Annotated in this window: 22 protein-coding genes and 1 tRNA gene; 6 read left to right on the top strand and 17 right to left on the bottom strand. The window is 60.9% G+C overall.

What is annotated here, in order from left to right; translation table 11 throughout:
- Nucleotides 1–27: 27 nt before the first annotated feature.
- The 12 genes from nuoF to mepA form a co-directional block, all read right to left on the bottom strand.
- The gene (gene nuoF, locus ACB032_RS06950; RefSeq protein WP_011705663.1) at nt 28–1395 is read right to left on the bottom strand and encodes an NADH-quinone oxidoreductase subunit NuoF; all 1368 of its coding nucleotides are present in this window, start codon (nt 1393–1395) and stop codon (nt 28–30) included.
- Nucleotides 1392–1934 (bottom strand): NADH-quinone oxidoreductase subunit NuoE, encoded by a 543-nt coding sequence (gene nuoE / locus ACB032_RS06945; RefSeq protein WP_029303307.1) that lies wholly within the window; start codon nt 1932–1934, stop codon nt 1392–1394. Before nuoE ends, nuoF begins: the two co-directional genes overlap by 4 nt.
- 61 nt (nt 1935–1995) lie before the next feature.
- Entirely contained in the window at nt 1996–3801 is a 1806-nt protein-coding gene (gene nuoC / locus ACB032_RS06940; RefSeq protein ID WP_011705665.1) for an NADH-quinone oxidoreductase subunit C/D, read from the bottom strand.
- Between the two features lie 2 nt (nt 3802–3803).
- The gene (locus ACB032_RS06935) at nt 3804–4478 is read right to left on the bottom strand and encodes an NADH-quinone oxidoreductase subunit B family protein (RefSeq protein WP_005299840.1); all 675 of its coding nucleotides are present in this window, start codon (nt 4476–4478) and stop codon (nt 3804–3806) included.
- Nucleotides 4479–4507: 29 nt separating this feature from the next.
- Nucleotides 4508–4912 carry an NADH-quinone oxidoreductase subunit A gene (locus ACB032_RS06930; RefSeq protein WP_016350419.1) on the bottom strand — a complete coding sequence of 135 codons (405 nt, stop codon included), beginning with the start codon at nt 4910–4912 and terminating at the stop codon, nt 4508–4510.
- A gap of 258 nt (nt 4913–5170) precedes the next feature.
- Nucleotides 5171–6046 (bottom strand): flagellar motor protein MotB, encoded by an 876-nt coding sequence (locus ACB032_RS06925; protein WP_011705667.1) that lies wholly within the window; start codon nt 6044–6046, stop codon nt 5171–5173.
- Entirely contained in the window at nt 6024–6782 is a 759-nt protein-coding gene (locus ACB032_RS06920; RefSeq protein WP_011705668.1) for a flagellar motor protein, read from the bottom strand. The genes ACB032_RS06925 and ACB032_RS06920 overlap by 23 nt, the downstream gene beginning before the upstream one ends.
- Nucleotides 6783–7234: 452 nt before the next feature.
- Nucleotides 7235–7322: transfer RNA gene (locus ACB032_RS06915), tRNA-Ser, on the bottom strand.
- Nucleotides 7323–7467: 145 nt separating this feature from the next.
- A complete protein-coding gene (locus tag ACB032_RS06910; RefSeq protein WP_011705669.1) occupies nt 7468–8085 on the bottom strand; it encodes a TPM domain-containing protein in 618 nt (205 codons plus the stop codon).
- A gap of 20 nt (nt 8086–8105) precedes the next feature.
- Complete coding sequence (locus tag ACB032_RS06905) at nt 8106–8837, bottom strand: YgcG family protein (protein ID WP_371137627.1); 732 nt, start codon at nt 8835–8837, stop codon at nt 8106–8108.
- Complete coding sequence (locus tag ACB032_RS06900; protein WP_162275663.1) at nt 8834–9439, bottom strand: LemA family protein; 606 nt, start codon at nt 9437–9439, stop codon at nt 8834–8836. The genes ACB032_RS06905 and ACB032_RS06900 overlap by 4 nt, the downstream gene beginning before the upstream one ends.
- Nucleotides 9440–9481: 42 nt before the next feature.
- Nucleotides 9482–10246, bottom strand: coding sequence for a penicillin-insensitive murein endopeptidase (mepA, locus tag ACB032_RS06895; protein WP_049049043.1), 765 nt, complete (start codon nt 10244–10246; stop codon nt 9482–9484).
- A gap of 175 nt (nt 10247–10421) precedes the next feature.
- On the opposite strand from mepA, the gene ACB032_RS06890 reads away from it, so the two are divergent.
- Nucleotides 10422–10964, top strand: coding sequence for a hypothetical protein (locus tag ACB032_RS06890; RefSeq protein ID WP_371137626.1), 543 nt, complete (start codon nt 10422–10424; stop codon nt 10962–10964).
- Between the two features lie 219 nt (nt 10965–11183).
- A complete protein-coding gene (locus ACB032_RS06885; RefSeq protein ID WP_026080382.1) occupies nt 11184–11462 on the top strand; it encodes an RNA-binding protein in 279 nt (92 codons plus the stop codon).
- 71 nt (nt 11463–11533) lie between these two features.
- On the opposite strand, the gene ACB032_RS06880 is transcribed toward ACB032_RS06885, so the two are convergent.
- Entirely contained in the window at nt 11534–12433 is a 900-nt protein-coding gene (locus tag ACB032_RS06880) for an aldo/keto reductase family oxidoreductase (RefSeq protein WP_371137625.1), read from the bottom strand.
- Nucleotides 12434–12548: 115 nt separating this feature from the next.
- Between ACB032_RS06880 and ACB032_RS06875 the strand changes: the two genes are divergently transcribed.
- From ACB032_RS06875 to ltaE, 3 genes are all read left to right on the top strand, one after another.
- Nucleotides 12549–12956: a helix-turn-helix transcriptional regulator gene (locus tag ACB032_RS06875; RefSeq protein WP_017410195.1), complete on the top strand. Its 408-nt coding sequence runs from the start codon at nt 12549–12551 to the stop codon at nt 12954–12956.
- 81 nt (nt 12957–13037) lie between these two features.
- Complete coding sequence (locus ACB032_RS06870; RefSeq protein ID WP_219311035.1) at nt 13038–13739, top strand: SDR family oxidoreductase; 702 nt, start codon at nt 13038–13040, stop codon at nt 13737–13739.
- Between the two features lie 90 nt (nt 13740–13829).
- Nucleotides 13830–14849 carry a low-specificity L-threonine aldolase gene (gene ltaE, locus ACB032_RS06865; protein ID WP_371137624.1) on the top strand — a complete coding sequence of 340 codons (1020 nt, stop codon included), beginning with the start codon at nt 13830–13832 and terminating at the stop codon, nt 14847–14849.
- Nucleotides 14850–14909: 60 nt separating this feature from the next.
- Here ltaE and ACB032_RS06860 read toward each other — a convergent pair whose 3' ends face one another.
- The 4 genes from ACB032_RS06860 to ACB032_RS06845 form a co-directional block, all read right to left on the bottom strand.
- The gene (locus ACB032_RS06860; RefSeq protein WP_005346525.1) at nt 14910–15341 is read right to left on the bottom strand and encodes a PAS domain-containing protein; all 432 of its coding nucleotides are present in this window, start codon (nt 15339–15341) and stop codon (nt 14910–14912) included.
- 8 nt (nt 15342–15349) lie between these two features.
- The gene (locus ACB032_RS06855) at nt 15350–16384 is read right to left on the bottom strand and encodes a response regulator (protein WP_371137623.1); all 1035 of its coding nucleotides are present in this window, start codon (nt 16382–16384) and stop codon (nt 15350–15352) included.
- A gap of 54 nt (nt 16385–16438) precedes the next feature.
- Nucleotides 16439–17377, bottom strand: coding sequence for a LysR family transcriptional regulator (locus ACB032_RS06850; RefSeq protein WP_011705681.1), 939 nt, complete (start codon nt 17375–17377; stop codon nt 16439–16441).
- Between the two features lie 73 nt (nt 17378–17450).
- A complete protein-coding gene (locus ACB032_RS06845) occupies nt 17451–18152 on the bottom strand; it encodes a DUF2982 domain-containing protein (protein WP_371137622.1) in 702 nt (233 codons plus the stop codon).
- Between the two features lie 166 nt (nt 18153–18318).
- On the opposite strand from ACB032_RS06845, the gene ACB032_RS06840 reads away from it, so the two are divergent.
- On the top strand, nt 18319–20256 hold the full coding sequence (locus ACB032_RS06840) for a bifunctional diguanylate cyclase/phosphodiesterase (RefSeq protein ID WP_016350432.1): 1938 nt from the start codon (nt 18319–18321) through the stop codon (nt 20254–20256).
- Nucleotides 20257–20284: the final 28 nt, after the last annotated feature.

Raw genomic sequence — 20284 nt, 5'->3', positions numbered from 1 at the left:
GGGCCCGCGGCGGGCGCCCTGCGTGCCTTACCAGCGCTCGCCCAGCAGGTTGGGCTGGATACCCTTGAGCTGCTTGCGATTATCCTGTGGCGCCTTGACGCCGGCCTCGAATTCGGACCGGAAATACTTCATCGCACTGCCCAGCGGCTCGATGGCGCCAGGGGCATGGGCGCAGAAGGTCTTGCCTGGGCCGAGGAAGCTGACCAGCTGCTCCAGGGTGGCGAGATCCCCTGGCTGACCTTCGCCTCGCTCCAGCGCGCGCAGCAGCTTGACGCTCCAGGGCAGGCCGTCGCGGCAGGGAGTGCACCAGCCGCAGGACTCGCGGGCAAAGAACTCTTCCATGTTGCGCAGCAGGGAGACCATGTTGATGCTGTCATCCACCGCCATGGCAAGGCCCGTTCCCATCCGGGTGCCGACCTTGCCGATGCCGCCGGCGTACATCTGGGCATCCAGGTGCTCGGGCAGCAGGAAGCCGGTACCGGCTCCGCCCGGTTGCCAGGCTTTCAGGCGATAGCCGGGCTTCATGCCGCCGGCATAGTTCTCGAACAGCTCGCGGGCGGTGATGCCAAACGGCAGCTCCCACAAGCCGGGGTTGTTGACCTTGCCGGAGAAGCCCATCAGCTTGGTGCCGTGATCTTCCGAACCCGGCAGCGCCAGCCCCTGATACCAGGCCACACCGTTGCCGATGATGGCGGGCACGTTGCACAGGGTCTCGACGTTGTTGACGCAGGTCGGCTTGCCCCAGACGCCGGAAACGGCGGGGAAGGGGGGTTTGGCGCGCGGGTTGGCGCGGCGCCCTTCCAGGGAGTTGATGAGTGCCGTCTCTTCGCCGCAGATGTAACGACCCGCGCCGGTGTGGACGAACAGCTCGAAGTCAAAGCCCGAGCCCAGGATGTTCTTGCCGAGCAGACCGGCAGCCTTGGCCTCTTCGACCGCGCGGCGCAGGTTGGCGGCGGCATCGACGTACTCGCCGCGCAAGAAGATGTAGCCACGGTAGGCCTTGAGGGCCTTGGCCGAGATGATCATCCCTTCGATCAGCAGGTGGGGCAGCTGCTCCATCAACAGCCGATCCTTGTAGGTGTTCGGCTCCATCTCGTCGGCGTTGCAGAGCAGGTAACGGATGTTCATGCTCTCGTCTTTGGGCATCAGGCCCCACTTCACGCCGGTGGAGAAACCGGCGCCGCCGCGACCCTTGAGACCGGCATCCTTGACGGTGCCGACGATCTCGTCCGGGCTCATCTGGCCCAGTGCCTTGCGGGCCGCATCGTAACCCTGCTTGCTCTGGTATTCATCCAGCCAGACCGGCTGGCCGTCGTCGCGCAGCCGCCAGGTGAGGGGATGGGTCTCGGCCGCGCGGGCGATGCGATTGGCGGTACCAAGGGATGCCAGACTCATGGGTAAGCCTCCAGGGTCTTGAGCAGGCTGACGGCGTCGAGCCCACCGTAGGTGTCATCGTCGATCATCAGCGCCGGCCCCTTGTCGCAGTTGCCGAGGCAGCAGACCGGCAGCAGGGTGAAGCGGCCGTCGGCGGAGGTCTGGCCGGGGGCCAGGTCCATCACCTCTTTCAGGCCGGCCAGCAGTTGTTCGTGGCCGTTGATGTAGCAGACCATGCTGTCGCAGACGCGGATGATGTGGCGACCGACCGGCTGGCGGAAGATCTGGCTGTAGAAGGTGGCGACCCCCTCCACGTCGCTGGCGGGGATGCCGAGCTCGGCGGCGATGGCGTGAATGGCACCGTCAGGTACCCAGCCGCGGGCCTGCTGCACTATCTTGAGCGCTTCAATGCTGGCAGCACGGGGATCTTCGTAGTGGTGTTTCTCATGCTCGATGGCATCGCGTTCTGCCTGGCTCAGGACGAAATCGTTCCCCTTGCCCTGGCATGAACTCTGTCCCTGCGGGGACTGGTTGTGTTGGCACTGACATTGCTGGCTCATGGCTTAACCTTTTGTGGCTTGTCCTTTTTGTCGTGTAACGGGTCTTGGTAACAGCCGTTACTCAACGGTCCACATCCGACATAACGAAATCGATACTGCCCAGATAGACGATGAGGTCCGACACCATCTGGCCACGGATCACCGAGGGGATCTGTTGCAGGTGAGCAAAGCTCGGGGTGCGGATCCGGGTCCGGTAGCTCATGGTGGAGCCATCGCTGGTCAGGTAATAACTGTTGATCCCCTTGGTCGCCTCGATCATCTGGAAGGACTCGGCGGCCGGCATGACCGGGCCCCACGACACTTGCAGGAAGTGGGTGATCAGGGTCTCGATGTCCTGCAGGGTGCGCTCTTTGGGTGGCGGCGTGGTGAGCGGGTGATCCGCCTTGAACGGCCCTTCCGGCATGTTCTTCATGCACTGTTCGATGATGCGCATGCTCTGGCGCACCTCCTCGATGCGCACCAGGGCGCGATCGTAGGCATCGCCGTTGGCGCCGACCGGCACCTCGAATTCGAACTGATCGTAGCCGGAGTAGGGGCGCCACTTGCGCACGTCGAAGTTGAGGCCAGTGGCGCGCAGACCGCCGCCCGTGGTGCCCCAGGCCAGCGCCTGTTCGGTATTGTAGGCGGCGACGCCGATGGTACGGCCACGCAGTATGCTGTTGCGCATGGCGGCCTTCTCATAGTCCATCAGTCGCTTGGGCAGCCAGCTCAGCAGGTTGTCCTGTACCAGCCGCTGCCAGCCGACGGGCAGATCATGGGCCACGCCACCGATGCGGAACCAGGCCGGATGCATACGGGCGCCGGTGATGGCCTCGATGATGGTGTAAATCCGCTGCCGGTCGGTGAAGGTGAAGAAGACGGGGGTCATGGCGCCCACGTCCTGGATATAGGTACCGATGAACAGCAGGTGACTCTGGATGCGGAACAGCTCAGCCAGCATCACCCGGATCATGTCGACCCGCTGTGGCACCTTGATGCCCGCCAGCTTCTCGACCGCCAGTACATAGGGCAGGTTGTTCATCACCCCCCCTAAGTACTCGACCCGGTCGGTGTAGGGGATGTAGCTGTGCCAGGACTGGCGCTCGCCCATCTTCTCGGCACCGCGATGGTGATAACCGATGTCGGGCACGCAGTCGCGGATCTCCTCGCCATCGAGCTGCAGCACCAGGCGGAAGGCTCCGTGGGCGGAGGGGTGGTTGGGGCCGAGGTTCAAGAACATGTAGTCCTCGTTCTCGTTGCCACGGGCCATGCCCCACTCTTCCGGTTTGAACAGCAGGTTGTCCTGCTCCTGATCCTGTTTGACCGCATCGAGCATGAAGGGATCGAATTCGGTGGCGCGCGCCGGATAATCCTTGCGCAGCGGGTGACCCTGCCAGCTCTTGGGCATCATGATGCGGGTCAAGTGGGGGTGACCATCGAAGTTGATGCCCATCAGATCCCACACTTCCCGTTCATACCAGTTGGCGTTGGGGAAGTGGCGGCTGACGGTGGGCAGTGTCAGATCACCCTCCTTGAGCGGCACCTTCAGCATCAGGTCGGCGTTGCGATCGATGGAAATGAGGTGATAGAAGACGGTGAAGTCGCTGTCGGGCAGGTCGTGGCGATGGCTGCGCATCCGCTCGTCGGTGGCGCTGAGATCGAACAGCATCACGAACGGGGAGGGGAGCTTGCGCAGGAAGCCCATGACATCCAGCAGCAGTTCGCGGGAGAGCCAGACCACCGGCACGCCGGTGCGGGTATTCTGGATGGTGAAACGTTCGGCACCGAAATGGGCGAACAGCTCGCCGATCACCTGAGCGTCTTTGTGATCACTCGGTTGCCACTGGGCCATGGCGTAGTTGCTGGGGAATTCTCGAGTCAGTTTCATGGTCAGATCTCATCCGGCGTGCGCAGGTTGGTGACGTTGATCCGCTCGCCACGCTTGCGGTCCTTCTCGGCAGGCATTTGGGGGCGATAGATGCCCTGATCGCCAACCACCCAGGAGAGCGGACGGCGCTCTTTGCCGATGGAGTCTTGCAGCAGCATCAGCGCTTGCAGGAATGCCTCGGGACGGGGTGGACAACCCGGAATATAGACGTCGACCGGCAGGAACTTGTCGACGCCCTGAACAACCGAGTAGATGTCGTACATGCCGCCGGAGTTGGCGCAGGCACCCATGGAGATGACCCACTTGGGTTCGAGCAGCTGTTCATACAGACGCTGGATGACGGGGGCCATCTTGATGAAGGGGGTGCCGGCGATCACCATGAAATCGGCCTGGCGCGGTGAGGCACGAATGACTTCGGCACCGAAGCGGGCCACATCATGGGGGGAGGTGAAGGCGGTACACATCTCTACGTAGCAGCAGGAGATGCCGAAGTTGTAAGGCCAGAGGGAGTTCTTGCGGCCCCAGTTGACAGTGTCTTGCAGCACCTCTTCGAGGCGCCCGATCATGATGCCGCGTGAGGCCTCTTGAGCCAGGGGATCCTCGACGGTCTGGCGCTGTTCCTGGGGGTAGCGCTCAACGGGCGCATCTGGGTCGATCCGGGTCAGGGTGTACTTCATGGTGCAACCTCAAAGGGATAATCAGTAATTCAGTCTGGCTTCTTGTCGGTCAGGACGCGCTTTTTCGGTGCCCAGTCGAGGGCGCCAATGCGCCACAGGTAGACGAGTCCTACCAGCAGCAGGGAGATAAAGATGGTGGCTTCGATGAAACCGACCCAGCCGCTTTCTCGAACGGAGACGGACCAGGCGAAGAGGTAGAGTGCCTCGACGTCGAAGATGACGAAGAACATGGCAACCAGATAGAACTTGGCGGAGAAGCGTAGACGGGCATTGCCCACCGAATCGACGCCAGATTCGAAGGGTTTGTTCTTGGCACGACCATAGGCTCGACCACCCAGCAGGGCGGCAAGGCCGATCATGGTCAGGCAGATGCAGATGGCCCCAACTACATAGACAGCAAAAGCCCAATGCTGGACAGCAATATCAGCAAACATAGGAGTTTTCCCTAACCGAATTAATCACGCGACTTAACAAGGATGTTACGTATTATGCCACTTTCGTACTGATTTACATGTCATTTCAAAGGATTAATTATTAATCAACGGGAGGAAAATCGTATTTTGCTAGCGGAGTCAATGTTCCTATTTGAGAATCATTTTCAATCGCTTTTAGGATGAGGCGGAAATGGCGGGATCGTTTGAAAAATAAACTAATCGTGAAATGAGAGACCCCGCCAGGCGGGGTCTGCTCGATCAGGGTTTGAGGATGGGTAGCGCCTCTTCGGCTGCCTTGCCCTGGGAGAGGGTGATCTCGACCCGGCGGTTGGCCTGACGATGCTCGGGTGTGTCATTGGGATAGCGGGGCTGGGCATCCGCGACCCCCTGGGCGATGACCCGGGTGGCATCGAGTTTGGGGTTGGTCAGCAGGGTGTGCACGATGGAGGCGGAGCGCAATACCGACAGTTCCCAGTTGCTGCGATAGAGCTCTACCGGGGCCTGGGAGTTGTCGGTGTGGCCGGTGACCACCACCTTGCCCGGAATGTCAGCCAGAATGCCGGAGATCTTGTTGACCAGCGGAATGAACTGGGGCTGCAGGAAGGCGGAGTCGGCCGGGAACAGCGCCTTCTCACCGATGCGGATCACCAGCTGGCTGCCCAGTTGTTCCACCTCCAGATCCTTGGATTCAATCTGTGCCTTGAGCTGCTGCTCCAGCTTCTTCTTGGTGACCTGCACCCACTCCTGCTCCTTGGTCTTGTGAGGCCATGATTCCGTTGCGCTCGGCTTTTCCGAGGCACCGATGGTCTCGTTGAAGGGGTCCGAGGCGGCCATGGGGGCATCCTTCTCCAATACCGTCTCTTTCTTCGGGCTGCTGGGAGTGGTCTTGGACTCGGGTTCCAGGATGCCGGTACCGCCCTGCATCACGGGGGAGCCCGCGGCAGGGGAGATGAGGCCAATTTTGCCCAGCGATTCGATGAAGCCCTGGATCAGCACCCGGGTTTCAGACTGCTTGGCCATGGCAAAGGAGTAGAGCACCACGAACAGGGCGAACAGCAATGTCATGAAGTCGGCATAGGAGACCAGCCAGCGTTCGTGGTTCTCCGGCGCTTCAGCCTTTTTCTTTTTTGCCACCGTGGCCTCCGAGGTAGGGTTCGAGGGTGACTTGCAGGCGTTGCTGGGATTCGCCATCCACGATGCAGAGGATACCGGTCAGGGTCATCTCCTTGTAGTGACGGATCTGATGGGCAAACCCTTTGTAACGGTTGCCAAAAGGCAGGAAGATCAGGTTGGCGGCCGAGACCCCGTAGATGGTGGCGATAAAGGCCACCGCGATGGCGCCACCCAGCTTGTCAGGGGCATCCAGCAGGCCCATGGCGTGGATCAGGCCAAACACCGCCCCCACGATCCCCATGGTGGGGCAGTAGCCGCCCATGGCTTCATAGAATTTGACGGTCTGCTCGAGATCTTCTTGCTCGAACTCGATCTCGTTCTCCAGCACCTCGTGGATCTTGGTCTTCTCGTAGCCGTCGACCATCATCTGCACCCCCTTTTGCAGGAAGGGATCCTTGATCTCGTCGATCATGCCTTCGAGGGCCAGCATGCCGCTGCGTCTCGCATTGCCGGCCAGGTTTTCCAGCAGTTCGGCCTGCTGCTGCATGTCCAGTTTGAGGGGGGCCAGCAGCCACTTGAAACGCTTGAGAGTGCTGCCGACAACGGAGAAGGGGAACTGGGTCAAGGCGGCACCTATGGTACCTCCGATCACGATGAGGAAGGCGGGCAGATCGAGCAGGGCGCTGGGATGTCCACCCTCGATCATGTTGCCGCCCAGGATGGCGATCAATGCCAGGACCAGGCCGATTAAGCTCATTTTTTATACATCCCTGAATATTGATAATGGCTAGTGTAGCTATTTAAGTATCAGTTTTTCAAAATGATATCCAATCGATGAGCAATAAAGTGAGTGCCTTGACCTCGATGGACAGATTTCTTTCCCGGGTGGCAAGCAGCCGGGCCACGCAGGGCGTTTTACCGAAAAGAGGAGGGGCCATCGCAGGACTTTGACGGGAAGGGGGCCTCGACAGATCAGATTGCAAATGTTGGAAGGCAAAAAACCGGCCACTGGGCCGGTTTTCTTAGATTGGATTGTGGGAATTGGATGCTTCAGTCCGTGTGGTTTTTCCTTGGGGGCGGCGGGCAGCCCTCCATTACCACAGGCAACGTTGCTCGTACCCAACGAGAGTTTTGCTTTCTTTCACGGGAGCAACGCATCTGAAAACCCCAAAAGCAAAAAACCGACCATCAGGTCGGTTCTTTAAAATTTGGCGGTGAGGGAGGGATTCGAACCCTCGATACGTTGCCGTATACACACTTTCCAGGCGTGCTCCTTCAGCCACTCGGACACCTCACCAAATTTTCGCTCACAGCGCCGTTGCGCTGGAACGGGGCGTAATTTAGGGGAAAGGGCTGCCTGGGTCAACCACTTTTCCCCTTATTTTTCATAATCTTTATCGAGCGCCTATCCCTTGAACAGAATGCCGGTTTTTTAAACCCATTCAGGGCTTGGGGAGGATGATCAGGCTGTCCGGCAGCTCGTTCTGGTCGCGGGTGGCGGGGAAGGCGTCGGTCAGAATGGCGCTGGTCCGCTCGATGCACTCGAGGAAACCCTGCTCCACTTCCTTGTTGCGTACCCGACGGGTGAAGTCATCGATGATCTCCTGCCACTGACCGTTGTCGATGTGCTGGGCGATGCCGTCATCCACCAGGATCTCCACGTAGTGCTCGGCCACCGAGACGAAGATCAGCACCCCCAGCCGATCCTGGGTACGATGCAACCCCTGTTCGACGAACTGCAGGCGTGCCATCAGGGCGGCCCTGTGCTGGCGAACCTGTTTGGGGATCAGGTACATCTTGATGGGGGTCCAGTGGAACAGGATGCTCAGCACCAGCCAGACCGACCACTGCACCAGCAGGATCTCGTACCAGCCGAGCCAGAAACCGAGCTCGAATACCAGCAGCGGGGTGAGCATGGCCAGCAGCGCCGCCCACAGGGTGGGGATGTAGCGATAGCCGTCGCTGGCGGGGGCCAGAACGGTCACCAGCTCGGCATCGGTTGCCTGCTCCGCCTGCTTGACCCTGGCCTGCAGCGTGTGAAAGAACTGTTTCGAAATCATGTGTCGTCTCTTAATCCCTGTTACCAACCACCGGAGGCACCGCCACCGCCGAAACTGCCGCCCCCTCCGCTGAAACCGCCGCCACCACCAAAGCTGCCACCGGAGCGACCGGCACCGAAGCCACCGGCGAGGTAAGCGGCGCGGCGCCGGCCACCCCTGCCGCCACCACCACCGCCACGCAGGTTGTGCAGCACGATCATCACTATCACCATCAGGATGAACAGCCAGGGCCCGCCCAGTTTATCCTTGCTGGCGTTGTCCACCGGTTTGTACTCGCCCGCCAGCGCCTGCATGATCGCCTGGCTACCGGCAACCACCCCGGCCACCATGTCGCCGCGTTTGAACGCGGGCAGGATCCGGGTCTGGATGATGTTGGCGGCGATGGCATCGGGCAGGGCACCTTCCAACCCGTAACCCACCTCGATGCGTACCTTGCGCTCATCCTGGGCGATCAGCAGCAGCACCCCGTTGTCCTTGCCCTTCTGGCCGATCCCCCAGTGACGGCCGAGCTGATAGCCGTACTCCTCGATGGTGTCGCCGGCCAGCGTGTCGATGGAGACCACCACCAGCTGGATGCCGCTGCGCTTCTCGAATGCCGCCAGCTGCTGGGTGAGCTGGTGGGCCTGCTTGCGGGACATCAGGTTGGCCTCGTCCACCACTCGCCCGCTCAAGGCGGGGAAGGTGGAGGCGGCGGATACCACAGTCGTCCACAACAGCAGGCAGGACAACAGGGCACGGATCACGCGGTTCATTGGAAGCTGACCTTGGGCGCCTCATCGGCACCGGGCTTGGCGCTGAACGTGGGTTTGGCCTCCAGATCCGAGTAGAGCAGCTTGGACCAGATGACGCCGGGGAAGGTGCGGATCTCGGTATTGAACTGGCGTACCGCTTCTATGTAGTCGCGCCGGGCCACAGAGATACGATTTTCGGTGCCTTCCAGCTGGGCCTGCAGGGTCAGGAACTGCTGATCCGCTTTGAGCTCCGGATAGCGCTCGACCACAACCATCAGCCGAGAGAGGGCGCCGGAGAGCTGGTTCTGGGCCGCTTCAAACTCCTTGAGCTGGGCGGGATCGCTGACCTGCAGGCTGCCTACGCGGGCTCTGGCATCGGTCACCGCTTTGAGGGTCTCTTGCTCGTGGCTGGCGTAACCCTTGACGGTGGCCACCAGATTGGGGACCAGATCGGCACGGCGCTGATACTGGTTCTCGACCTGGCCCCAGCTCGCCTTGACCTGCTCATCCAGGGTCGGAATATTGTTCATGCCGCAACCGGTCAGGCCCAGCAGCAGGCTCATAACCAACAGGGACTGGGTTGCCCTCTGCCAGAGTGAAGTGGCCATCTTGTTGTTCTCCATTGACATTTTTTGCAGATAACGGCTCACCATACCAGCTTGTGGTCAACCGCCACAACGGGCGGGCAGCCTGGGTTTGTGGTAAGCCATCGAAACCTTGGGCAGTTGTGGCTTGTCTTTGAGCCAGGAGGCCAGTTCGGCGCCGCAGCCGTTGCCGGGCGGGATCGGCGCCTGAGGCTGGCAATCAGGGCTGCCGGCCGGGCAGCGCAGACGCACATGAAAGTGGCTGAAGTGGCCGACCCAGGGGCGCAATTTGGCGACCCAGGGTTCATCAGGCGCCCGTTTGCATACCTCGGCCTTGAGCACCGGGTTGATGAAGATGCGGGCGACCTCGGGCTTGCTTGCCGCCAGACGCAGCAGGTTTAGCTGCTGGGGGCCGAAGCGCCCGGGCAGCACCCGGTAGCTGGGCTCATCGATCAGCGCCCACTCTTTGGGGGCATCCTGCTCCCATGTTGAGATGGGCTGGTTGGCCATGCGAAACCAGATGTCGGCGTCAAGGCCGGTTTGGTGGCTGCGGTGACCGGAGGTGAAGGGGCCACCGTGGGCCATGGCGAGATCGGCGATATAGAGATCCGGCATGCCGGCCATGCGGGTCTGGTTGGCTAGGGTGGTCAGGTAGGCGATGAGCTCGGGGTGGCCGTAGTAGCGCAGTCGCTTGGTGCGGATCACCTGATAGCCGGGGCCGGTCAGCGGCAGCGCTACCCCGTTCTTGAGGCAGCCGGCGGAGTAGCCGCCAATCGCTTCAGCCTGGTGGGGATGAGGTTCGGCAAGAAAGGTACTGGCCATGAAGAGCAGGGTGGTGGCAAGCATGAGACTCCCGACAAGCATGCGAATGGGCTCAGGTGAAGAGAATGATACCAAGAGTCCGGTGAGGCCGTCACCCGATGAGCGAGCCCGGTTGCATCCCGGTGTCGGGCTCGCGCACAATGCGCGACAAAATTGGTGCATCCAGGGCGTGTGAACGCACAGGCAAGAGGAGAAGAGAATGAAGGTCAGTGAGCTGGTGAACAAAGAGGGACTGGTCTGGCTGATGCCCCCTGCTCGCCGTTTCTATCCGGTGATGGTGGTGCTGTTGCTGGCGAGCCTGGTCACCGTGCTGGCCGCCGTCGGTCTGGGTTATCCGCAAATGGGCTTGCTGCCCTGGGTGGGGCTGGTGTTTGGCGGCATAGTGCTGCTGATGATGATACTGCCTCGCAGCTGGCAGCGCTGGCGGCTGGCGGAGCTGGCCTGGGACGAGACGCATCTTTATCTGCTCAATGGCAGCAGTGATCGGGCACAGGCCTTGCCAAGATCGTTGCTGGTCGGGATCGAGCGGGATCGCAAGGTGGGCCACGATGGTCAGTGGCTGGCCTTCAGCCTGGATCTGGCGCTGAACGATGAGCAGTTGGCGGCCGCCACTGCGCTGATGGGGTTGAGTCGGGAAGGCGCCCATGTCGTGGCGCCCGGCATCTATCGCTTTGGCTTTAAGCGCGCCTGGCATGGTCGACGCACGCTGCAGGGGCTGCTGGATACCCTGCTCCCCATATGAGCTGACTATTTTCTCGACAATCTTCCCCAAAGCTCAGATACTGCCAGTGACTCGAATTGATCTTGCCCGTTCTGTTCACCCAAGAGATCAATGACTTGAGTGAACCGTACGGGGGAGTGCCCAGGCATGATGCCCTGGCAGGTCCGGCATGGGGGTTGTGCCCTTACCTTTGTGTTGGTGATTGGATAGAGAAGGCACCTTGAATCGAGAGTGGATGGCATGAAGATTTACGTAGGTAATCTGTCGTACCGGATGACGGCCGACGAACTGACAACCGTGTTCAGCCAATTTGGGCAGGTAGACAAGGTCGATATCATCATCGATCGCGATACCGGTCAGTCCAAGGGGTTTGGCTTCATTGAAATGCCTGTCAATGGCGAGGCTGAAAAGGCCATCGCCGGTTTGCATGGCACCGAAATCGGTGGCCGTACCATCACAGTCAACCAGGCCAAGCCGAAGACAGATGCACCACGTGGTCGCCCCCAGCGCCATCGCTGAGCTGCCTCGATAACGCAAAACGGCATGGGTTTCCCCCATGCCGTTTTTGTTTCTGGCGTTTACGGGATGAATCAGGGCACGTCGTAGCCGAGCGCCGCCTTGCGGATGCGGAACCACTGCTGACGATTGAGGACGATGGATTCAGCGGCCACGGCGGCGGCGATGCGCTCCCGTTTGCCGGAGCCTATCAGCGGCAGCGGCTGGCTTGGCAGCATCATGACCCAGGCGTAGACCACTTGTTCGATCTGTTTGGCGCCCACTTCCTGGCGGATCTGCTCGAGCTCGGCGCGCAGCGGGGCATACTCGGGGGCCTGGAACAGGCGCCCGCCACCGAGACAGGACCAGGCCATCGGCTTGATGCGCAGCTGCTGGCATTGGTCCAGGGTGCCGTCCAGGGTGGTGCTCTGGTTGAGCGGTGAGATCTCCAGCTGGTTGGTCACCAGCGGGAATGGCAGGCGCGACTGCAGCAGCTCGAACTGGCGAGGGGTGAAGTTGGAGACCCCGGCATGCTTGATCTTGCCCGCTTGCTTGAGGGTAATGAAGGCATCGGCCACTTCGTCTGCATCCATCAGGGGATCCGGGCGGTGGATCAGCAGCAGATCCAGATGGTCGGTGGCGAGCTTTTGCAAGGAGGCCTCGGCACTGGCGATGATGTGCGCCTTGCCGGTGTTGTAGTGATTCAGCGCGTGTTCCGGCTTGGCGGTGAGGGCGATGCCGCACTTGCTGACGATCTCCATCCGGTTGCGCAGGGAGGGGTCAAGGCGCAGGGCGTTGCCGAAGGTCTCTTCACACTGGTAGCCACCATAGATGTCGGCGTGATCGATGGTGGTGACCCCCAGATCCAGGTGGTACTTCATCAGATCCAGCAGGGCGTTCGGGGAGAGTTGCCACTCCATCAGACGCCAGTAACCCATGATGAGGCGAGAGAAGGTCGGGCCCTGTGGATGCAGGGAGAGGCGGGATACGGGCATGGTGGCTCCTTGGCGGATAAGGGAAAAAATGCTGCCAGCATCTTGGTCTCTTATGGCTGGCAAGGCAATAATGCGGCTTTTGTTAATTCGAACTTTGGTTCTGAAGGGGAAGGAAATGGACGGTTTTGCCGAGCGCTTGCAGAGCCTGATCGGGACGGGCAGCATCAGTGCCTTTGCCCGCAAGGTGGGGTTGAGCGAAGCTCTGATCCGTAAATATCTGAAAGGAGCCGAACCCGGCCTTGGCAAGGCCAACCAGATTGCCATGGCCGCCAACTGCTCGCTGGAGTGGCTTGCCACCGGCTGCGGCTACCTTTATCGGCAGGCAGAAGTGGTGGACAGAGACGCGCTGAGCGCCGCCGGCACCCTGTTGCAAGAGCAGTTGCCGCAGCAGCGTCTGCCCGCAGAAGACGAGCTGGTTACCCTGCTCGCCTATTACCAGTTCTTGCGCAGTCACAAGCAGGCTGATGGATTTCTGGATCTGGCGCGGGCACGCGAGTTTGGCAAACACCTGCATGAGGCGTGAGCCTGAATGGGGATGGCCGGGCAACGGCCGGGGATTATTCTGATACCCTCTAAAGCAGATAAGGGCAGCAGGGAGAGGGAGATGGGCTATCTGATCTTGGGCAGCGGCGGATTGGGCACGGCGCTGGCACATGAGCTATCCGCCCGTGGCGAGGAGTTGGTGCTGGCCGGCAGGCAGCTGCCCAAGGGGGTAGATCCCGCCTGCTATTTCCCGTTGCAGGAGGTGGATGTGCTCTCCTTCGATGCCCTGTTCACCCTCTATGACACGGCGCCGTTGCCGAGCGTGGTTATCAACACCATCGGTCTGTTGCACGACATCAACTTCATGCCGGAGCGGCGGGTGGAGGAGGTCAACCCCAGGTGGCTGTGCGACAGCCTGCTGGCCAACGCCTGGCCGCAGCTGGCTCTGGCCGCCTGCCTGAGCCGCCGGATGACGCCGGATGCCCGTCTCTGGCTTTGCTCTCTCTCCGATCTGGCCGGCAGTCTTGGCGCCAACGAGACGGGCAGCCGTTACAGCTACCGGATGAGCAAGGCGGCCCTCAACATGGGGGCAAGAACGCTGGCCCACGAATGGGGGGAGCGCTTCCCCGCCGCCGGGGTTGTCACCGTGCATCCGGGGCTGATGGCCACCCCCATGAATCAACCCTTCCTCGACGAGCTGGCGGCCGAGACCTTGCAGGATCCGGCGCTGGTGGCGCCGCGTCTGTTTGATCTCATCAACCAATTGTCGCCGGCCCAGTCCGGCAGTTTCCTCGACCTGCAGGGCCAGCCGCTGCCCTGGTAAGCCGTCACCGGCTTCACATTCCGGAAACGGCCCGCTTGCCAAGCCAGCTCCTGCTGGCTAACGTCATCCTCCTGCTTCAGGAGGGATGTCATGCGCTATATCGATTTACGAAGTGATACGGTCACCCAGCCCACGGATGCCATGCGTCAGAGCATGCTGCATGCCGAGGTGGGGGATGATGTCTACGGGGAAGATCCCGGCGTCAATGCACTGGAGGCCCGCGGGGCCGAGCTGCTTGGCAAGGAGGCCGCGCTGTTTGTCCCCTCGGGCACCATGTCCAATCTACTGGCGGTGATGAGCCACTGTCAGCGGGGGGAGGGCGCCATCGTCGGTCAGGCGGCCCACATCTATCGCTATGAGGCGCAGGGGAGCGCCGTGCTGGGATCGGTCGCGCTGCAGGCGGTGCCCATGCAGGCCGACGGTTCGCTGGCAGTGGCCGATGTCGCCGCGGCGATCGCCCCTGATGACGCTCATTTTGTGCAGACCCGGCTGGTCTGCCTTGAAAACACCCATAACGGCAAGGTGCTGCCTCTTGACTACCTGCAGGCGATGCGCAAATTCGTCGACGAACGCGGGTTGCAACTGCATCTGGATGGTGCCCGTTTGTTCAACGCCGCCGTGGCGAGCGGTCATGGGGTAGACGAGCTGGCCGCACCCTTTGACAGCATCTCCATCTGCCTCTCCAAGGGGCTGGGAGCACCGGTAGGGTCGCTACTGGTGGGTTCTCGCCCCTTCATCGCCCGCGCCAGACGGCTGCGCAAGATGCTGGGTGGTGGCATGCGTCAGGCGGGGATCCTGGCTCAGGCCGGTCTGTTTGCCCTCGATCTGCATGTGGCCCGGTTGGCGGACGATCACCGCCGTGCCAGACAGCTGGCCGAAGGGTTGGCCGCATTGCCCGGCATCGAGCTGGATCTCGCGCTGGTGCAGACCAACATGGTATTTCTGCGGCTGGTGAAAGGGGACGCCGAGGCGCTGCTCGCGTTCATGAAGGAGCGGGGGATCCTCTTCTCCGGTTACGGCGAGATGCGGTTGGTGACTCACCTGCAGATCACCGATGACGACATCGACGAGGTGATCGATGCCTTCACCGAGTACCTTGCCGTACGTTAAGGTTCACTCAATAAAACAGGGCGCCAAGGCGCCCTGTTTTATTGCTGAGAAGAAAGCGGGTCACGCCTGGCGCTGGCCGCTCATCAGCATGGCCTCGTCGGTGGCGTCGTAGATCATTACCGCGATGTGAGTCACCTGACCGCCAAAATCGGCCAGCGGCACCAGCGTCAGGTTCTGGAACATGTGGGGGGCTGAGCCGGTGATCGGGCGGTAGTTGGAAAAACGCAGCAGATAGGGTTTCTGCTCCCAGGTGCTGAAGGCGCGGTTGTTGAGCTTGAACACCATGTTGGCCTTGCGCTCGAACCAGGCCCGATCCACATCGGGGAAGAGCTCGAACAGCACGCCATCGCGCACCTCGCCGGCCAAGCGGCCGCTGTGGCTCTCCATGAAGCCGTTCCATACCTGCACCTTGTACTCCTTGTCGAGCACCACCAGCCCCACATCCAGGTTCTGGACTATGTTCATCAGCCAATGAAATTCACGGATTTCCATGGTCACTCCTAGAGCATGTGCATGATTTTGTTGTTCATGGTGGCGATGGAATCTTCGGTAAACAGCAGCAGCAGATCGCACTGCACCGCGTAATCCTGGACCCGGTAGTTGATCTCGATGGCCAGGGTGCGGCGCCAGCGGCTCTTGTTGGTGTTGATGAGCTCGTTGATGGGCCTGTGCTGGCCGAGTACCACAGGATGGCCCTGACTGAAGGGGGTGTCGAGTTGGCTGGCGTAGCCGCGCAAAAAGGCACCGATCAGCACGTTGGCGGTATCCATCAAGAGCTCCAGCTCGGCGTTGCGATCGAGCACGCCCTGATGGTTCATCAGCCGGGCCAGATCCTTGAAGCTGGAGTCGTGGAACAGGATCAGCGCCTCACCGGCGATACCGGCGCCGATGAAGCCCTGGCAGACGGCGGAGAGGGTATCCGAGTCGGCGGCGGCCGAGAGGGCCATGTGCAGCTCGGACACTTCCAGCACGTTGACGTTGGGGATGGGCAGCACCACGAAGGCGTTGAGCAGGCGGGCCAGCAGGTCGGCGGCCTGGCCCATGGAGACGTTGGCGAGCTCCTGATAGACGTCGCGTACCTCGGGACTGATCTTGATGCCGGTATCCAGGCTGCCGACATCACTGACACTCTGGCCGGCGGGCAGGGTGTCATGGGCAGTGGCGGCGCCTTTGGCCTGCCACAGATCGTGCTGTTTCAGCAGGGCGCTGAGGGTTTCCGGTGCGGCGGGTTTCTTGATGAAATCCAGCGCTCCCAGCCCCATCACCCGCTGATAGGCTTCCGGCTGGATATCGCCGGAGACCACGAAGACCTTGTTGCGCAACCCCTCCCGCTGGAGGGTCTCCAGCACGCCGTAGCCATCCATTTCCGGCATGGTCAGGTCGAGAAAGATCAGATCCCCATGACCCATCAGCACCTGCTCTATCCCTTCCAGCCCGTTGGCGGCGTAATGCAGCGTCACATCCCAGTCGGCGGGAAGGGCGCGGGCCAGCTGTTTACGGGCGAATCCTGAGTCATCACATATCAATACATTCATAGTGTTAGGCTGGCCTAGTCAACGAGGATTGCTATAAGTGTGGCCCGCCAACGGTCAGATGCAATGGGACAGGCTGGTCGCCGGTGAAAATTGATTGTCCCATTGGCGATTCCGGTAGCGCGCTGAATATTTTTCAACAAATTCAGCGAACATCTTAACACGCAGCGGGGCAAACTGAGGCTGGCAGCGCAACATATAGAAGGGCCGGTTGCCGGTTTTCCAGTCGGGCAGTACCGGGACCAGCTGCTCATCCTGCAGGAAGGGATGCACGTAGTGGAGCGGGGCATTGACGATTCCCAGGTGGCGTCTGGCTGCCCGGACGGCAGCCTGGGTCTGGTTGACGGTCAGTTTGGCGGTACGCTTGATCTGTACCGTCTGCTCGTCCCGGTCGGTCAACTGCCAGTGCTGGTGCGGCCAGCAGTAGATCAGCGCGTGCTCTTCCAGCTGAGCGGGATGCGCCGGTGTGCCCATCTTCTCCAGATAGAGCGGGGAGGCAAACAGGCCGTATTCGATGTGGCCAAGGCAGAGTGCGTTGGGCAAGGATTGCGGCAGCTCGCCGTTGAAGAACACCAGATCCCGATCGTTGTCGAACAGATGCTGGTGGTCATTGGTCTGGGTAATGTCGAACTGCACTTCTGGGTAGTGCAGGCCAAAGTCCGCCAGCATGTCGACCAGGATGGTGTTGGAGAGGGCGATGGGGGCCGCCAGACGGATCACCCCGTTGATGTCGGCCTCTTTGCCCTGGATCTCGCCAGTGGCCTGCTCGATCGCGGCCAGCGGGGTGCACAGGCGCTCGTAGTAGCGCAGCCCTTCGTCGGTGAGGCGGAGTTTGCGGGTGGATCTGTGTAGCAAGGAGCAGCCGAGCTGCTCTTCCAGCTGAGAAATACGTCGACTGATGGTGCCGGTTGGCATGCCCAGTGCGGCAGCCGCGTGGGAGAAGCCTCCCTCTTGCACCACCTTGACGAACAGATAGAACTCTTCGATGTACTTCATAAGCGGTGTTCTGGGTGTAACAAGCCAGTGACCTTAAGAAGAGGCGCCCGCCTTGGCAAGCTCAATCCGGCGTTTAATTGATCTGGATTAGATTCGACTCCTGCTGGTACTGGTGCAACAGCCGGACAAATTCGACTGGATCCCGGTCAAGGCTGTTGTCCGGCACCAGCAGATCGTAGCCGAGCAGCTCGCGCAGCCGGGTCATGCGGTTGGCCAGCATGGCGATCACCCCCTCATAGCGTTGGCCGGAGGGAGAGCGAAAATGGCTCTCCTCCAGCAATCCCTCGCCCTGAAAGGCACAGGCACAACCCCCGCTGCTGCAGGCCGGTTGTTCGCTGCGTAGTGCCTGCAACAAGACGCTGCGTTGCTCGGTCAGCAGGCGTACTGCCAATCTGGGTGTGATCAATGTCAAAAAATCGTCGTAATCTTTTATTTTCAAACCGATATAGGGCAGGGGGACCAGATCCCAGCCCAGATGAATGCGCGGCTGGTCTATTCGCTGAATATTTCTCCATTTCAGGATCCAACCGCCGTATTTATGGTGATATTGCAGACAATCGTGACAGAGCGAGAGACTGAAGTGAGGCTCAATCAGCTTCAATGAGCCGATAAATATCATCATCAGACCCGCCAGCAGGCCGGAGACGAGGGGGATTAGTGGTTGTTCACCGAATAAAAAAAGTATAAAAATCATAGCAATGGTTACTATGATGCCCAACAATACCAACGTGAGTCCGTTTTTTCTGACCATGGGTTTCACATGTAGCGTTTTCATATGAAGTCAGCCCTTTGCGCATGCTTGTTTCACATTATGGGCTGGATCCGATTTTGTACCAGCACCGGGTGCCCGGGAGGGCCCTCCGTCGCTGGGTTTCCCTGTGATCACACATCATGAATCACCATATTAGATGAATACGCTAGACGAACGGTTATTGAACGGGATGGATGTGCTGCATACCCCAATCTGGGTTTATGACATCCGGCATCACCACATCTATTGGGCCAATCGCGCCGCCTTGAGCGTGTGGGAAGCGAGCTCGCTGGGCGAGCTGCAATCGCGCGATTTCTCGGCCGACATGGCACAGGCCATCGATCTGCTGTTGCAGCGCTACCTCGGGGATTTCCAGCAGGGGCGCAGCTACAGCGAGTGGTGGACGCTTTCCCCCAAGGGCGTGAAAAAGCAGATCTACCTGCGCCTCTCCGGCATCCAGCTGGCGGGTCGGCTGATGATGATGACCGAGGCGGTGATCGACGCCGATACCCTCTATCAGGAGTCCTCGCTCGCCACCGGCGATACCCTGGCCTGTCTGTTTGACAATCAGGGCCAGCTGGAGAGCGGCAACCACCATTTCGACATGTGTTTCGGCAACCAGATCCGCTACCTCTCCCAGCTCTTCTCCGGCAATGACGAGGCTTTCTATCAGAAGCTCTCCCGCCTCGATGAAGTGGTGGCCGAGGGGGAGTGCCGCACTCTCAAGGGGATGCGCTGGTTTCAGTACCAGTTTCGCCACATTCAGCAGGGGGCGCAGATCCTGCTCACCATGCGCGACATCACCGACCGCAAACTGGAAGAGCTGGAACACCGCCACCTGGCCTGGCACGATTCGCTGACCGGCCTGCTCAACCGCTATGGCTTGATGAAATCACTTGAGGCCTATTGCGGGCTGGGTGGACGTTTTGCTTTGGTGTTCATGGACTTGGACAACTTCAAGCTGGTCAACGACAACTACGGCCACAAGGCCGGTGACCGCCTGCTGGAGCGGGTTGCCGGCCGGCTCAAGCAGATCTGTCCGCGCGATGTGGAGCTGGCCCGGCTCGGTGGCGACGAATTCACTGCCCTGGTGCCGCTCAGCCACTCGAGCGATCGGGCGCAGGAGGTGGCCGACCTCATGCTCTCCCAGATGACCAAGCCGCTGCAGCTGAGCGGCGTGCCCGAGGTGACCATCGGCGGCAGCATCGGCATCGCCATCTATCCGGACGATGCGGACGACGGCGACAACCTCATCACCCGCGCCGACATGGCCATGTACCAGGCCAAGCAGATGGGCCGGCTGCGCTGGCAGCGCTTCACCCCCAGCATGCAGCAGACTCTGCATCGCAAGCTGACCCTGAAGCAGTTCCTGGCCAAGGCCATCGGGCGGGGGGAGCTGAGCCTCTGCTACCAGCCTCAAGTGGATGTGGCACAGGGCAAGCTGCTCGGGTACGAGGCGCTGCTGCGCTGGCACAATCCCGTGCTGGGCCACGTCTCGCCGGTGGAGTTCATCCCGCTGGCGGAAGAGATGGGGCTGATCCGCGAGATAGGCAGCTGGGTGCTGTCGACGGCGCTGGCCCAGATGGCCCACTGGCAACGGGAGTGGCGGGTGAACGTGCCGGTGTCGGTCAATCTCTCCGGCTTTCAGCTCTCTTCCGCCCTGCCTGAACTGGTGGCCCAGCAGCTCAAGGAGTTCGGGGTGGCGGCCAGTCTGCTGACGCTGGAGCTGACCGAGACGGTATTGATGCTGGACATGAAGGGATGCATCGAGATCCTCGACGCCCTGAGTGCGCAGGGGATCAAGATTGCCATCGACGATTTCGGTACCGGCTACTCGTCGCTGGCCTATCTCAACCGGCTGCCCATCGACACCATCAAGCTGGATCGTTCCTTCGTGGTGGGCCTCAACCTGCCGGTGATCCGCGCTACCGTCGCCATGGCCACCAGCCTGGGCCTTGGCATCATGGCCGAAGGGGTGGAAGACGAGCACGAGCTCGCCGCCCTGCGCACCCAGGGCTGCCATGTGTTTCAGGGGTTCCTGTTCAGCAAGCCGATGACGGTGGCGCAGGTGGAAGAGAGCCGTTTCATGGTCAGCTGCAAGGCCGGCCGCTATCCGCTGGCAGGCTAGCGGATGACTCTGCGGCGCTGCTAATGCG

This window comes from Aeromonas sp. S5(2024) (assembly GCF_041403025.1).
Taxonomy (GTDB): Bacteria; Pseudomonadota; Gammaproteobacteria; order Enterobacterales; family Aeromonadaceae; genus Aeromonas; species Aeromonas hydrophila.
Note: the sequence above shows the minus strand (reverse complement) of the source record. Positions and strands in the feature narration are given on the sequence as shown.

What these genes read in the sequence shown, in the direction of transcription:
- nuoF (WP_011705663.1), bottom strand. Translation starts at nt 1,395, where the DNA reads ATGAGTCTGGCATCCCTTGGTACCGCCAATCGCATCGCCCGCGCGGCC.
- nuoE (WP_029303307.1), bottom strand. Translation starts at nt 1,934, where the DNA reads ATGAGCCAGCAATGTCAGTGCCAACACAACCAGTCCCCGCAGGGACAG.
- nuoC (WP_011705665.1), bottom strand. Translation starts at nt 3,801, where the DNA reads ATGAAACTGACTCGAGAATTCCCCAGCAACTACGCCATGGCCCAGTGG.
- ACB032_RS06935 (WP_005299840.1), bottom strand. Translation starts at nt 4,478, where the DNA reads ATGAAGTACACCCTGACCCGGATCGACCCAGATGCGCCCGTTGAGCGC.
- ACB032_RS06930 (WP_016350419.1), bottom strand. Translation starts at nt 4,912, where the DNA reads ATGTTTGCTGATATTGCTGTCCAGCATTGGGCTTTTGCTGTCTATGTA.
- ACB032_RS06920 (WP_011705668.1), bottom strand. Translation starts at nt 6,782, where the DNA reads ATGAGCTTAATCGGCCTGGTCCTGGCATTGATCGCCATCCTGGGCGGC.
- ACB032_RS06910 (WP_011705669.1), bottom strand. Translation starts at nt 8,085, where the DNA reads ATGATTTCGAAACAGTTCTTTCACACGCTGCAGGCCAGGGTCAAGCAG.
- ACB032_RS06905 (WP_371137627.1), bottom strand. Translation starts at nt 8,837, where the DNA reads ATGAACCGCGTGATCCGTGCCCTGTTGTCCTGCCTGCTGTTGTGGACG.
- ACB032_RS06900 (WP_162275663.1), bottom strand. Translation starts at nt 9,439, where the DNA reads ATGGAGAACAACAAGATGGCCACTTCACTCTGGCAGAGGGCAACCCAG.
- mepA (WP_049049043.1), bottom strand. Translation starts at nt 10,246, where the DNA reads ATGCTTGCCACCACCCTGCTCTTCATGGCCAGTACCTTTCTTGCCGAA.
- ACB032_RS06890 (WP_371137626.1), top strand. Translation starts at nt 10,422, where the DNA reads ATGAAGGTCAGTGAGCTGGTGAACAAAGAGGGACTGGTCTGGCTGATG.
- ACB032_RS06885 (WP_026080382.1), top strand. Translation starts at nt 11,184, where the DNA reads ATGAAGATTTACGTAGGTAATCTGTCGTACCGGATGACGGCCGACGAA.
- ACB032_RS06880 (WP_371137625.1), bottom strand. Translation starts at nt 12,433, where the DNA reads ATGCCCGTATCCCGCCTCTCCCTGCATCCACAGGGCCCGACCTTCTCT.
- ACB032_RS06875 (WP_017410195.1), top strand. Translation starts at nt 12,549, where the DNA reads ATGGACGGTTTTGCCGAGCGCTTGCAGAGCCTGATCGGGACGGGCAGC.
- ACB032_RS06870 (WP_219311035.1), top strand. Translation starts at nt 13,038, where the DNA reads ATGGGCTATCTGATCTTGGGCAGCGGCGGATTGGGCACGGCGCTGGCA.
- ltaE (WP_371137624.1), top strand. Translation starts at nt 13,830, where the DNA reads ATGCGCTATATCGATTTACGAAGTGATACGGTCACCCAGCCCACGGAT.
- ACB032_RS06860 (WP_005346525.1), bottom strand. Translation starts at nt 15,341, where the DNA reads ATGGAAATCCGTGAATTTCATTGGCTGATGAACATAGTCCAGAACCTG.
- ACB032_RS06855 (WP_371137623.1), bottom strand. Translation starts at nt 16,384, where the DNA reads ATGAATGTATTGATATGTGATGACTCAGGATTCGCCCGTAAACAGCTG.
- ACB032_RS06850 (WP_011705681.1), bottom strand. Translation starts at nt 17,377, where the DNA reads ATGAAGTACATCGAAGAGTTCTATCTGTTCGTCAAGGTGGTGCAAGAG.
- ACB032_RS06845 (WP_371137622.1), bottom strand. Translation starts at nt 18,152, where the DNA reads ATGAAAACGCTACATGTGAAACCCATGGTCAGAAAAAACGGACTCACG.
- ACB032_RS06840 (WP_016350432.1), top strand. Translation starts at nt 18,319, where the DNA reads ATGGATGTGCTGCATACCCCAATCTGGGTTTATGACATCCGGCATCAC.